The sequence below is a fragment of the Methylobacterium frigidaeris genome, assembly GCF_022179185.1.
GTDB classification, from domain to species: Bacteria; Pseudomonadota; Alphaproteobacteria; order Rhizobiales; family Beijerinckiaceae; genus Methylobacterium; species Methylobacterium frigidaeris.
Window position 1 is genome coordinate 1 of the sequence record NZ_BPQJ01000008.1, and the last position, 12,802, is coordinate 12,802.

The 12,802-nt window shown below is 72.0% G+C and carries 14 protein-coding genes; 5 read left to right on the forward strand and 9 right to left on the reverse strand.

The window, feature by feature from the left end:
- Positions 1-734: 734 nt before the first annotated feature.
- The 4 genes from MFF64_RS10440 to MFF64_RS10455 form a co-directional block, all read right to left on the reverse strand.
- A complete protein-coding gene (locus tag MFF64_RS10440) occupies positions 735-1,898 on the reverse strand; it encodes a winged helix-turn-helix domain-containing protein (protein ID WP_238190705.1) in 1,164 nt (387 codons plus the stop codon).
- Positions 1,899-1,911: 13 nt separating this feature from the next.
- Positions 1,912-3,741, reverse strand: a complete 1,830-nt coding sequence (ilvD, locus tag MFF64_RS10445; protein ID WP_238190707.1) for a dihydroxy-acid dehydratase — start codon at positions 3,739-3,741, stop codon at positions 1,912-1,914.
- Positions 3,742-3,846: 105 nt separating this feature from the next.
- On the reverse strand, positions 3,847-4,122 hold the full coding sequence (locus MFF64_RS10450) for a hypothetical protein (RefSeq protein ID WP_099902107.1): 276 nt from the start codon (positions 4,120-4,122) through the stop codon (positions 3,847-3,849).
- 82 nt (positions 4,123-4,204) lie between these two features.
- The gene (locus MFF64_RS10455; RefSeq protein WP_099902109.1) at positions 4,205-5,602 is read right to left on the reverse strand and encodes an amidohydrolase family protein; all 1,398 of its coding nucleotides are present in this window, start codon (positions 5,600-5,602) and stop codon (positions 4,205-4,207) included.
- A gap of 80 nt (positions 5,603-5,682) precedes the next feature.
- On the opposite strand from MFF64_RS10455, the gene MFF64_RS10460 reads away from it, so the two are divergent.
- Positions 5,683-7,548, forward strand: coding sequence for an ABC transporter ATP-binding protein (locus MFF64_RS10460; RefSeq protein WP_238190709.1), 1,866 nt, complete (start codon positions 5,683-5,685; stop codon positions 7,546-7,548).
- Here MFF64_RS10460 and MFF64_RS10465 read toward each other — a convergent pair whose 3' ends face one another.
- A complete protein-coding gene (locus MFF64_RS10465; RefSeq protein WP_099902754.1) occupies positions 7,549-7,761 on the reverse strand; it encodes a hypothetical protein in 213 nt (70 codons plus the stop codon).
- 357 nt (positions 7,762-8,118) lie between these two features.
- Between MFF64_RS10465 and MFF64_RS10470 the strand changes: the two genes are divergently transcribed.
- The gene (locus MFF64_RS10470; protein ID WP_099902752.1) at positions 8,119-8,529 is read left to right on the forward strand and encodes a phospholipase A2 family protein; all 411 of its coding nucleotides are present in this window, start codon (positions 8,119-8,121) and stop codon (positions 8,527-8,529) included.
- Positions 8,530-8,537: 8 nt separating this feature from the next.
- On the opposite strand, the gene MFF64_RS10475 is transcribed toward MFF64_RS10470, so the two are convergent.
- Positions 8,538-9,458 carry an oxidoreductase gene (locus tag MFF64_RS10475; protein ID WP_238190712.1) on the reverse strand — a complete coding sequence of 307 codons (921 nt, stop codon included), beginning with the start codon at positions 9,456-9,458 and terminating at the stop codon, positions 8,538-8,540.
- Between the two features lie 202 nt (positions 9,459-9,660).
- On the opposite strand from MFF64_RS10475, the gene MFF64_RS10480 reads away from it, so the two are divergent.
- Positions 9,661-9,894, forward strand: coding sequence for a hypothetical protein (locus MFF64_RS10480; protein ID WP_099901937.1), 234 nt, complete (start codon positions 9,661-9,663; stop codon positions 9,892-9,894).
- 84 nt (positions 9,895-9,978) lie between these two features.
- Positions 9,979-10,140 (forward strand): hypothetical protein, encoded by a 162-nt coding sequence (locus tag MFF64_RS10485; protein WP_165795674.1) that lies wholly within the window; start codon positions 9,979-9,981, stop codon positions 10,138-10,140.
- Between the two features lie 20 nt (positions 10,141-10,160).
- Here MFF64_RS10485 and MFF64_RS10490 read toward each other — a convergent pair whose 3' ends face one another.
- A complete protein-coding gene (locus MFF64_RS10490) occupies positions 10,161-10,403 on the reverse strand; it encodes a hypothetical protein (RefSeq protein WP_099901940.1) in 243 nt (80 codons plus the stop codon).
- A complete protein-coding gene (locus MFF64_RS10495; protein ID WP_099901943.1) occupies positions 10,400-10,765 on the reverse strand; it encodes an MmcQ/YjbR family DNA-binding protein in 366 nt (121 codons plus the stop codon). The genes MFF64_RS10490 and MFF64_RS10495 overlap by 4 nt, the downstream gene beginning before the upstream one ends.
- A gap of 78 nt (positions 10,766-10,843) precedes the next feature.
- Here MFF64_RS10495 and MFF64_RS10500 point away from each other — a divergent pair, with 78 nt between their 5' ends.
- The gene (locus MFF64_RS10500) at positions 10,844-11,896 is read left to right on the forward strand and encodes an SDR family oxidoreductase (protein WP_238190714.1); all 1,053 of its coding nucleotides are present in this window, start codon (positions 10,844-10,846) and stop codon (positions 11,894-11,896) included.
- An 8-nt stretch (positions 11,897-11,904) separates the two neighbouring features.
- Here the strand turns inward: MFF64_RS10500 and MFF64_RS10505 are convergent, their stop codons facing one another.
- Positions 11,905-12,768, reverse strand: coding sequence for an IclR family transcriptional regulator (locus tag MFF64_RS10505; RefSeq protein ID WP_099903679.1), 864 nt, complete (start codon positions 12,766-12,768; stop codon positions 11,905-11,907).
- Between the last annotated feature and the right edge of the window lie 34 nt (positions 12,769-12,802).

The following is a 12,802-nucleotide window of genomic DNA, read 5'->3' on the forward strand; positions in this document are numbered from 1 at the left end:
GCATCGGCTCCTCGCCGGCCTCACGCCGCGACCGAGCGCACCCCTGAGTAATTACCCGAGTTCTTTAGGAAGGTCTTTGGTTATGATGTCGCCCCGGCCGATTCGAAAGAAGAAATCATCAGTGCCAATATCGCCGATGAGACCTGGGGTATCAGGAACAATGTCCCGATCGAAGAGATCAATATGCAGAAGAAGCTAAACGCACACCGCCTATTTGGATTATCAGCGGGATCTGTGCAGGGCATTACATATAAAAGCCCATTCTAGAATGAAACAGGCAGTCGTTATTGTTGATCGTTGAAACGAGCCGCACCAACTCACAGGTGGTGCGGCCCAAGCGTTTTGGCGCTTTACGCCTTGTCATACGGCCCCGTTTATCAGTTCAGCTTGAGCTTTGGCTTGGCAGTTTCAGGGGCCAGCGGAAGCTTGCATTTGAGCGGATGAGGTCGGTCTGATTGCTCTCGGTTGCGCAGTGCTGCTCGACCACGTGTTCAAGTGCCAGCGCCGTGTACCGTGAGCAGTCAGTGCTTCGTTCGCTCAGGCCGCTGCTCTATGACGGATCTTTATCGACGAACCAGCGACCGCTTTTGCGAACTCTGCTTCGGCCGGGCGTCGGCAGCTCCCTCGCTTGACGGCACGTTCGCTCGACTCGGCAATTCGCGTCTGGCTCACAGATTCGCCGGTTCAATCACGCGGAGTCCATACAAAAATGGGTGGTTTCGATTCCCGGGCTCTCAGGGGCTCGTGAGGCGACAACACTGACTAACTTCACCCAACCCCAACCACCCCGCCAAAATACCCAACTCCACACCCAACGCCTCCCGCGCGCCCTCCGGCACCCCCGGCTCCCAATGCACCGCATGCACCATGAGCCGCGCCGCCGCCCGATACGCCTTCAGATCCACCCGCCCTACCAGCTCCTCCCCGAACAAGAACGGCAGCACGTAGTACCCGTACTGCCGCTGCGTCGCCGGGGTGTAGATCTCGATGCGGTAGTGGAAGCCGAACAGTCGCTCGGTGCGGGCGCGCTTCCAGATCAGGGGGTCGAAGGGGGCGAGGAGCGCCCGGGCGTTGATGCGGCGGGGAGCCTTGGCGTCGCGGTGGAGGTAGGCGGGGGGCCAGCCGGGCACGTCCGCCGGGAGCAGGGTGCCCTCCTCCACCAGCCGGGCGATGGCCGTGGCTGCGTCGGCCGCGTCGAGGCGGAAATAGTCGCGCAGTTCCGCGGCCGTGGCGATCCCGAGGGCCCGGGCGGAGAGGGCGACGAGCTGGGCTTGCGCCTCCGCCTCCGGCACGTCGGGGAGGGAGAGGATGTCCGGCGGGATCACCCGCTCGGGGAGGTCGTAGACTCGCTCGAAGCTGCGCCGCCGGGTCGCGGTGGTGACGTGGCCGGCGTAGAACAGCCATTCGAGCATGCGCTTGGGCTCGCTCCACTCCCACCAGCCGGCCCGGCCGGTCTCGATGTCGGAGGCCGAGAGCGGGCCCTCGTCGCGCAGGCGCGCGAGCAAGGCCATCGCCTCCGCCCGGCGCTCGCCGGCGAAGACCCGCATGCCGGTATAGCCGGCCTGGCCCCGGTCGGCCCGTTCCATGCGCCAGCGCAGCAGCGGGTGAAGCGCCAGCGGCAGGAGCGAGCATTCGTGCGCCCAGTACTCGAACAGCCGCCGGTCGCGCTTCGGGCCCCAGGCCCGGCGGTCGAGGAGGGTCGTGTCGTAGGCGCCGAGACGCGAGAAGGCCGGCAGGTAGTGCGCCCGCACCAGGACGTTGACGCTGTCGATCTGGTGCAGGCCGAGCCGGTCGATCGTGGCAGCGAGGTGGCGGTGCCCCGCCGCCGCCGGCCGTGCGGCATGGAAGCCTTGCGCCGCCAGGGCGACCCGGCGGGCTTCGAGAGGCGTCAGCCGCACGATCCCCACGGGGTCAGATCTTCCGCACGGCCCCGTGGGCGGCGCTGGTGGTCATGCTGGCGAAGGCCCGGAGCGCCGCGCTCACCTTGCGCTTCCTCGGGGCGGCGGGCTGCCAGCCCTTGGCACTTTGCGCGGCGCGCCGGCGCTCGATCTCGGCGGGATCGACCGCGAGGTGGATGCGCCGGTTCGGGATGTCGATCTCGATCCGGTCGCCGGGCTCGACGAGGCCGATCAGGCCGCCCTCGGCGGCTTCCGGCGAGACGTGGCCGATCGAGAGTCCCGAGGAGCCGCCCGAGAAGCGCCCGTCGGTGACGAGGGCGCAGGCCTTCCCCAGGCCCTTCGACTTCAGGTAGCTCGTCGGGTAGAGCATCTCCTGCATGCCGGGGCCGCCGCGGGGGCCCTCGTAGCGGATCAGCACCACCTCGCCGGCCTGGACCTTGCCGCCCAGGATGCCGTCCACCGCCGCGTCCTGGCTCTCGAAGACGTGGGCCGGGCCGGAGAAGGTCAGGATGCTGGCATCGACGCCGGCGGTCTTCACGATGCAGCCGTCCTCCGCGAGGTTGCCGTAGAGCACCGCGAGGCCGCCATCCTGCGAGTAGGCGTGGGCGGCATCGCGCACCACGCCGCCCTCGCGGTCGAGGTCGAGTTCGTCGAAGCGCGAGGCCTGGCTGAAGGCGACCTGGGTCGGCACGCCGCCGGGCGCCGCGCGGTAGAACTCGCGCACGCTCTCGCTGGTGGTGCGGGCCACGTCCCAGCGCGCCAGCGCGTCCTTCAGCGTGCCGGCGGCGACGTTGCCGACGCTCGTGTCGATGAGGCCGGCCCGGTCGAGCTCGCCGAGGATCGCCATGATGCCGCCGGCGCGGTGCACGTCCTCCATGTGGACGTTGGCGACGGCCGGCGCGACCTTGCACAGGACCGGCACCCGGCGCGACAGCCGGTCGATATCGGCCATGGTGAAAGGCACCTCGCCCTCGTAGGCGGCGGCGAGCAGGTGCAGCACGGTGTTGGTCGAGCCGCCCATGGCGATGTCGAGGGTCATGGCGTTCTCGAACGCCGTCATCGAGGCGATCGCGCGCGGCAGCACGGAAAAATCGTCCTGCTCGTAGTGGCGCCGGGCGAGGTCGACGATCAGGTGGCCGGCCTCGACGAAGAGGCGCTTGCGGTCGGCGTGGGTCGCCAGCACCGAGCCGTTGCCGGGGAGCGACAGGCCGAGCGCCTCGGTGAGGCAGTTCATCGAATTCGCCGTGAACATGCCCGAGCAAGAGCCGCAGGTCGGGCAGGCCGAGCGCTCGATCACCTGCACGTCCTCGTCGGTGACGCGGTCGTCGGCGGCGGCGATCATCGCGTCGACGAGGTCGACCTTCTTGATCCCGGTCGAGAGATGGACCTTGCCGGCCTCCATCGGCCCGCCGGAGACGAAGACCACCGGGATGTTGAGGCGGAGCGCCGCCATCAGCATGCCGGGGGTGATCTTGTCGCAGTTCGAGATGCACACCATGGCGTCGGCGCAATGCGCGTTGACCATGTACTCGACCGAATCGGCGATCAGGTCGCGGGACGGCAGCGAGTAGAGCATGCCGTCATGGCCCATCGCGATGCCGTCATCGACCGCGATGGTGTTGAACTCCTTGGCGACGCCGCCCGCCGCCTCGATCTCCCGCGCGACGAGCTGGCCCAGGTCCTTCAGGTGGACGTGGCCGGGCACGAACTGCGTAAACGAGTTCACCACCGCGATGATCGGCTTGCCGAAATCGGCGTCCTTCATGCCGGTGGCGCGCCACAGGCCGCGGGCGCCGGCCATGTTGCGGCCGTGGGTGGTGGTGCGGGAGCGATAGGCGGGCATTGGAACTCTTCGAAAGGCTGCCACGGCGTCATGCCGCCGCGACCCCGCCCACCGCAAGTCCCTGGATGCAGGACTGGCCCGCGCAGGACCGATCCGGGGCGGCCGCTACTTCGAGCAGCCGATGCAGATGCCCTTCATGATCTGGTCCTCGCGCTTCTCCTCCTGGCGGTTGCGCGGGGTGACGGTGCCGGTCTCGTCGGGCCCGAGGGTGCCGGGCTTCGGCACCGTCTGCCCGACGGCGCTGGTGTTGGGCGCCCGGATCGTCGAGGCCGGGCCGCCGCCGGTGCCGGTCTCGCTCACCGCGTTCTGCTGCGCGAGGGCGGGGAGGGGGGCGAGGAGCCCGAGGGCAAGGAGCGGGGTGAGGAGGGGGCGGGCCGGCATGGGAAGATCGTCCTTCGTGAAGCGGTGAAGCTCTGCTTCCGAATCGACGCGGCGCGGCCGGCGAAGTTCCCTCCCGCCCCGCTCACGCTTCGCCCAGGGTGATCGGCCGGCGGCCGGAGCGGGCCCACAGCCCCTCGGAGACCTTCTGGGCCTCGCGCACGATCGCCGGCCCGTCCGCGGTCGCCAGCACGCCGTCCTCGATCACCACCCGCCCGTCGACGATCACCGTGCCGACATCCATGCCGGTGGCGCCGTAGACGAGCAGGCCGTGCCCGTCGATCAGCGGCGCCATGCTCGGCGCGTCGGTGTTCATGACCAGGATGTCGGCCCGCCGCCCGACCGTCAGCGCCCCGACCTCCGCCCCGAGGCCGAGGCGGCGCGCGCCGTTCCCGGTCGCCCAGGCCAAAGCCGTGCGGGCGTCGAGCACCGGCGCCCCGCGGCGGATCCGCTGCATCGCCACGCCCCAGCGCATCGCCTCGAACAGGTCGCCCGAGAAGGTGTCGGTGCACAGGGTGATCTCGACCCCGGCCTCGGCGAGGTCGAGAGCCGGGGCGATGCGCCCGGTCTTGGCGTTGCCGAGCGGGGTGTAGGCCATGGCGGCCCCGGCCCGCCCGAGCCGGGCGACGTCCTCGGCCTCGATATGGATGCAGTGGGCGGCGAGCAGGGCGGGGGTGAGGAGGCCCGCCGCCTCCATCGCCTGCGGCGGCGTCAGCCCGGAGCGCGCCCGCACCTGCTCGACCTCGACCGGGCTCTGGCACAGATGGGTGTGGATGTTGCCGCCATGGCCGGCGGCGAGGCCCGCCACCTCCGCCAGGCAGGCGTCCGAGCAGGTGTCCGGCGCGTGGGGCGCCCAGTCGCAGCGGATGCGGCCCTGGTCGTGCCCGTCCCAGGCGGCGATCAGGTCGGCGTTCTCCTGGATGGCCTCGCGGGCGAGGGTCGGGTCGTAGACGTAGCGGCGCTGCGTCAGGGCCTCCGGGTCGGCATCGTGCACCCGGCCCGCCACGATCGCCCGGCTGCCGAGCTCGGCATGGGCACGGGCGAGGGCCTGCGGGTAGCGGTAGAAATCGACGATCGTGGTGCAGCCGTGGCGCAGCATCTCGTAGACGCCGAGCCGCGCCAGGGCCTCCGCCTCGCCCTCGGTCAGGCGGTGACCCTGCGGGATGCCGGCGGTGAACATCGGCGCGAAGCCGAGATCCTCGATCATCCCGCGGGTGATCATCAGCGGCGTGTGGTTGTGGCTGTTGACGAGACCCGGCATCAGCAGGCGCCCGCCGCAATCGAGCGTCCGCGCCGCCCGGAACCGCGCCGCGAGGGCGGCCCGGGGTCCGATCGCGGCGATCCGCCGGTCGCGCACCGCGACCGCGCCGTCGGCGAGGGTGGTGTCCGCCTCGTCCAGCGTCAGGATCGTGCCGCCGAGGAGGAGGAGGTCGCAGGCCTCCGGCTCTCCCGCCCGGCTCGTGTCGTCCGCCGATACCTGCATCCGCTCCTCCCTCGCGTCGCTCGCGGGAACGGGATTGCAAGAGCGGGGCCGGAAGGCCTCCGCCGAGCTATATCGCCCGGATGAAGGACACCTCGCAGGCCCCCGCCGAGGGCCGCCTCGCCTCGATCCGCCGCGCCGCCGCCGCCCGGCTCGGGCCGCTGCGCCATCTCCCCGCCCTGTTCCGCCTCGCCCTCGCGACCGATCCGCGGCTCACCCTCGCCAGCCTGACCCTGCGCCTCCTGCGCGCCGGGCTGCCGGCCCTGATGCTCTACGTCGCCAAGCTCGTGGTCGACGCCGTGGTGGCGGGGCGGAGCGGACCGCCGCCCGTGGCGGGATGGCTCGCCGATCCGCGGCTGCACCATGTCGGGCTCCTCGTCGCGGTCGAGCTCGGCCTTGCCATCGTCTCGGACCTGCTCGGGCGGGCGACCTCCTACGTCGACGGGGTGCTGGCCGAGAAGGTCGGCAACGCCACGACCCTGCGGCTCATGGCCCACGCCGCCGCCCTCGACCTCGAGCAGTTCGAGGACAGCGCGGTGCAGGACCAGCTCGAGCGGGCCCGGCGCCAGGTCGCCTGGCGCTCGAACCTCGTCGGCCAGCTGCTCGGCCAGCTCCAGGACCTCGTCACGGCGATCACCCTGGCGGTCGCGGTCGGCACGATGCTGCCGGGGCTGGTGCTGCTCCTGGTGCTCGCCCTGATCCCCGCCTTCCTCAACGAGCTGCACTTCAACGCTCGTGGCTACCGCCTCGCCTGGCGACGCAGCCCGGACCGGCGCGAGACCGATTACCTGCGCTATCTCGGCGCCGACGCGCACAGCGCCAAGGAAGTGAAGCTGTTCGGCCTCGCCGGGCACCTCTCGGACCGGTTTCGCGACCTCTCCGACCGGCTGCTCGCCGAGAACCGGGACCTCGCCCGGAACCGGGCGCTCGCCGGCGGCGCCTTCGCGAGCCTTGGCACGCTCGCCTACTACGCCGCCTATCTCGTCATCGCCGGGGAGGCGCTGGCCGGCACGCTCACCGTCGGCGACCTCACGTTCCTGGGCGGCGCTTTCCTGCGCCTGCGCGGCCTCGTCGAGGGGTTGCTGCTCGGCGCCTCGCAGCTGCTCGGCCAGGCGCAGTATCTCGACGACCTGTTCTCGTTCTTCACCATCGCGCCGACCATCCGCTCAGGCATGCGGCCGGTGCCGGAGCGCCTGCGCGAGGGCTTCGTGTTCGAGAATGTCGGCTACCGCTATCCGGGCGAGAGCCGATGGGCCGTGCGGAACCTGTCGCTCAGCATCCGGGCCGGCGAGGTGGTGGCGCTGGTCGGCGAGAACGGTGCCGGCAAGACCACGGTCGTCAAGCTCTTGGCCCGCCTCTACGCCCCGACGGAGGGGCGCATCCTGCTCGATGGCCGCGACCTCGCCGAGTACGACATCGCATCCCTGCGGGCCCGGATCGGCGTGATCTTCCAGGATTTCATGCGGTTCGACTTCACGGCCGGCGACAACATCGCGGTCGGGCGCATCGAGGCGCGCGAGGACCGGGACGGGATCGCGACGGCGGCGAAGCGCGCCCTGGCCGACGCGGTGATCGAGCGGCTGCCGGGCGCGTACGACCAGCGCCTCGGCCGACGCTTCGAGGACGGGGTCGAGCTGTCGGGCGGGGAATGGCAGAAGGTGGCGATCGCCCGGGCCTACCGGCGCGACGCGGCCGTGCTGGTCCTCGACGAGCCGACGGCAGCCCTCGATGCCGGGGCGGAGGCGGAAGTCTTCCGCCGCTTCGCCGATCTCGCGGCGGGATGCACCGCGCTCCTGATCTCGCACCGCTTCTCCACCGTGCGCCGGGCCGACCGGATCGTGGTGCTGGCCGGCGGGCAGGTGCTGGAGGAGGGGACGCACGCCGAGCTGGTGGCTTCGGCCGGGCGCTACGCCGAGCTGTTCGAGCTGCAGGCCGCCGGCTACCGGTGATCAATGATCGGGGGGACCGCTCTCCCGCTCGGCCCGGTCACGGTCGAGCTGGTGGAGCAGCTCGGCGAGGCGGGGGTCGAGCCCCTCGTCGAGCACGGGTTCGTACAGGGCCTGAAGGTAGCGGCCGAGCCGCTCCCGGCTCGCCGCGTCGAGGGCCGGGCTGCCGCCCGACGGCTCGCGGGACTTAAACGTATCGGAATCGGATGCGATCATCGGTCCTACATCTGGCGGCGGGGCGCGTCCGGCAAGCCTCCAACCGTTGCGAGGATCGCGGAGTTCAACCGGTCTTGAGCACGGTGATCGTCCTGCCCGGGCGATCCGCACCAGCGTTAGGCCGTGGGCGAAGATCGGCGCCGCCCGGGCGCATTCCTCCCTTCAAGCGAGGTGGCCGGAGGTCCCGCACACCGTATCGACACAGTTCATCGGGGCGGCGACCCTCTCCCCGTCCGGCAGGAACCATCCGGCGAATCTTCGCGGGTGCCCGCCCCGACCGAAGCGGGACGGTTGGACGCAAGACGGAACTGCGCTTTTGCGGTACCGTTGGCGGGGGCAACCGGAGAGACCAGATCGATGCGCTTCGCCGTTCCGCTCATCCTCGCCTGCGGCCTCGCCGCGCCCGCCCTCGCGCAGTCCGGCCGTCCCCCGGCGCTCCTGATCCACGGCAATTACTGCGGCCCGGGCAACAACGCGCCCCTGCCGCCGATCGACGCCCTCGACGCCGCATGCGCCCGGCACGACGCCTGCACGCCCCGCGGCGGCCTGCCCTCCCCGGCCTGCAACGCCCGCCTGCAGCGCGAGGCCGAGCTGATTTCCCGCGATCCGCACCAGCCCCAGGACCTGCGCGATGCGGCGGGCTTCGTCGCCTTCGCGGCCGGCGTGCTCCCGTCGCGGCCGCAGGTGGCGGCGGCCCCGACCGTCGTGGTGCCCTCCATCGGGCACGCCGTCCCGGCCCCGCCGGTCGACGAGGACGAGGACGAGTAGCGGCGGCGTCAGAGCGGGTAGGTCACGTCCGTCAGCGCCTCGGACAAGGCCCAGAGCCGCGCCGCCGCCTCGGGATCGGCGGCGTGGGGCTCGATCTTCGCCGGCCCTGGATGGCCGCGGACCTCCCATAATCCGTCCGGGCCGTAATACTGACCGCCCTCCGCCTCCGGCGCCGTGGCGGCGTAGAGCAGCGGCAGGGCGCCCCGAGCCGCCGACTGGCCGAGGAGCCCGAGCAGGCCGGCGCCGATGCGCTCGGCCAGCGGCCCGGCCCGGTCGCCCCGCCGGGCAATGGCAGTCGCCGCGACCCCGGGATGGGCCGCGACCGACCGGACGGGGGAGCCGGCTGCGCGCAGGCGACGGTCGAGTTCGAGGGCGAAGAGCAGCATTGCGAGCTTGGTCTGCCGGTAGGCGCTCTGCGGTCCGTAGGCCCGGCGCAGCTGCAGATCGTCGAAGGCGATTCGTCCGGAGCGGTGGGCGATGCTCGCCACCGCCACGACCCGGGTGCCGGCCTCCCGTCGCAGGCTCGGCCACAGCAGCCCGGTCAAGGCGAAATGACCGAGATAGTTGGTGGCGAGCTGGCGCTCGAAGCCGTCCTCGGTCTCCTCGCGCCGCGGCACCGCGGCGATGCCGGCGTTCAGGAGCAGGATGTCGATCGGCCGATCCTCCGCCCGCCAGGCCGACGCGAAGGCCCGCACCGAGGCGAGGCGCGCCGTGTCGAGGGCGCGGCTCTCGATCAGGGCCGCCGGATGCGCCCGGCGGATCGCCGCCGCTGCCGCCTCGGCCTTCCCCGTATCACGGGCGGCGATCACGATCTCGGCCCCCGCTCCGGCGAGGGCGAGGGCCGCCTCGTAGCCGAGGCCGCTCGTCGCGCCGGTGATGACCGCGCGGCGCCCGGTCTGGGGCGGGATCAGGGCTGTGGTCCAGGGCATCCGCGCGCTCCTTCGCTTCGGGAGAGTCCCGACATGGGAACGCGCGCCCCGGCGGGAAGAGGGCAGGCGGGTGCGGGCGTGGATCGAAACCGGTCGCGCGCACGTTCCTTGCGTGCTGGCCTTGGCCTGCTTGCCTCGACTGGTTCGGCACGCTTAGATTGTATATCCGCTGCTGATATAACGGAGGACGTGAGAGACCCGCATGATCGGCCGGCTGATCTCCACCTTGCGTCCGCACAAGCTGCCCGACGACCGCGACGCGGTGCCGGAGGAAACGGTCCTGGCCGCCCCGCCGGACGAGATCGCGCAGTTTCCGCCGATGGTGCCGCTCGCGCCCCCGCAGGCGGTCAACGACGACCCCGACGGCGCTTTGTGCGACGCAGTCGAGGCGGCCTTGCGGGCGGCCGGGTATCTGCCGGAGCCGCCGGTGGGGTGAGGGCTGAATCATTGACACGACGGAAATCCCCCCTCCTGGTCATTCCGGGTTCCGCTGCGCGGTCCCGGAATGACCAGGAGGGGGATGCAGTTCCGCCGCCCGGACATCCGCAATGACACGATCTTCCTGCGCGCGCCGGAGATCCTGCTGTTCAGCACCCGCCAGCGGCCCTCCGAAAGCTGGACCCCAGGGCGAGTGGTGGGCGATGATGGACTGAGTGTATCACCACGATCGAGTGGCCCGTGACCGATCGGGCGAGGCCGCGCTCACCCGTCGCCGTCGGCGAGCCCCGCCTCGATCGCGGCCGTGAGGTCGGAATCCGGCATCGCGCCCCACTCCTCGGCCAGGGACAGCCGCACCGACTGCGCGCCGCCCGACGGCGTGCAGACCACCGCCCGGCGCCCCTCGCCGGCGAGCTTGTCCTTCGCCGCCTCCGGTAGGTCGGCGAGCGCCTCGATGCAGGTCCAGGCGGTGCCGTCCCGGGTGGTCACGTCGCGCTGTTCGGTCATGGTATCGGGTTCGCTCCGGTCAGGGTGAGGGCAGCCTGCGCGAGGAGGCGCGCCAGGGTGCCGGGATCGGCGTAGGCGAGGTGAACGCGCACCAGAGGGCGCCCGCCCTCGGCTCGCGCCGCCGCGAAGGTCCGGGGCTCGGCCGCCACCAGCATGTCCCGCTCGTCCTCCTCGATCGGCACCACCAGCGACACCCCGTCCTCCGCCAGCCAGGCGAGCCGCCGCCGGCCGATCCGGAAGACCGGCCCGGTGGCACTCGCGTGCTCCGTGACGCCCGGCAGCGCGCCGGCCGCACGCCGGGCAACCTCGAACCAGACCGAGGGTTTCCGGGGTGCGATCTCGCGGCGGGGGCGTCTCCTCATCCCCCGTCAACGCCGGCCGGCGGGATCCGGGCCAGCCGGAGGATGTTGCCTCCCGGTCCGTATGGAGGCACGCACACGATGTCGGAAACCCGAACCGCCCTGGTCGCCGGAGCCAACGGCATCATCGGCAAGGCGCTGATGGAGACGCTGGCCTCAGCGCCGGGCTGGCGCGCCCGCGCCCTGTCCCGTCGCCCGCACGGCTCGCCCGGGGCGGTGGCGGTCGACCTCACGGACGCGGCCGCGACCCGCGCCGCCCTTGCGGAAGCCCGCGACGTCACGCACCTGTTCTACGCCGCCCTCGCGCCGCACCCGAGCCTCGCCGAGGAAGCCAGGGTGAACGGCGCGATGCTGCGCCACCTCCTCGACGGGTTGGAGGCCGCCGGCGCGCCGCTCGAGCGGGTGGTGTTGTACCAGGGCGCGAAGGTCTACGGCGTCCATCTCGGGCCGGTGCCGTCGCCGTTCTACGAGGACGAGAACCCGCGCCACGTCGGGCCCAACTTCTATTTCACCCAGGAGGACGAGTTGCGCGCGCGCGCCGCCCGCGGCGGCCCCGATTTCGCGATCCTGCGGCCGGACGTGGTGGTGGGAGACGCCGCCGGCAACGCCATGAACATCGCCATGGTGATCGGCGCCTACGCGGCCCTGTGCCGGGTGGAGGGCGCGGCCTTCCGCTTCCCCGGCCCGGCCCACGTCTATGACGGCGTCTTCGCCCAGGTGACCGAGGTCCAGGCGCTGGCGCGGGCGAGCCTGTGGGCCGCGACCGCCGAGGCGGCGCGGGGCGAGGCCTTCAACTACGTCCACGAGCCGTTCCGCTGGCGGCGCGTCTGGGACAAGCTCACTGCCGCCCTCGACTTAGCCCCCGGGCCGCCGGTGCCGCTCCGCCTCAGCTCGCACATGGCCGACAAGGCGCCGACCTGGGCGCGCCTCGTCGCCGAGCAGGGTCTGGTCGACACGCCCTACGAGCGCGCCGTCGGCTGGTCGTTCGGCGACTTCGTGTTCCACAGCGACTTCGACCTCGTCTCCGACATGGGCAAGATCCGCCGCGCCGGCTTCACCGAGAGCGTCGACAGCGTCGCGGCGCTGATCGAGGCGATCCGCCGTCTGCAGGAGGCGAAGGTGCTGCCGCGGTAGAGACACCCTCACCGCCCCCCGCCCCGGCGCGCCGGCCCCAACACCTCCGCGACCCCGAACATCGCCGGCTGCGCCGCCGCGACGAGCCCGCGCAGGGCGAGGCCCAGCGCCTCAAGCCGCTCCTGCGTCAACTGTCCCTGGAACAGGTGGGCGGCCACCACGAGGCGCGGGCGCTGGTGACGGTCGCACAGGGCGGCGGCGACCGAGGTCACGCCGCGGACGAGGTGGCCGCGATCGACGGCGTAGCCCCGGGCGGCGGCGGCCTCGACCTCCTCCAGGAAGGTCTCGAACGGCACCGGCACGTGCCAGCGGATCGCCCCGAAGCGGGTTCGCAGCGTGGCACGGGGCAGCACGCCGGCGCTCTGGCCGGCCGCCGCCACGGTTCGGCCGATCGCGCCGGCATAGGCCGGGAGGCGGGTGGCGAGGCGGAACTCGATGTGGATGCCGCTCGCCGGGACGATCCGCCCGAGGAGCAGCGCCTTGTCGTCGGGCGCCACCTGCCAGACGGTCGTCGTCGCCTCGAACTCCGTCGCGACCTGCTGCAGGCCCGGCTGCAGCAATTCCACGTCCGAGCGGTTGAGGAGCGGGCGCGCCACCTCGAGCAGGCCGAGGCCGAGCCGGTAGGTCTTGGTGTCCGGCACCAGCGCGACGAAGCCCTCGTGCACCAGGGTGCGCAGGATGTTGAGCGTCGTCGAGGGGCTGACCCCCGCCGCGCGGGCGATCGCCGTGACCCCCAGCGCCTCCCGCGACCCCGCGATCGCCCGCAGAATCGCCGCGGCCTGCGTCACCGCTCCCACCTCGCGGCCGACCTCCATCACCGTCACCCGGTCACCGGTCGCCTCGCTCCGCTCCTCCGAGCTGACCCCTTGCACCCCGGCCCCCTTGCCGCCTTCATCGTTTACGGTA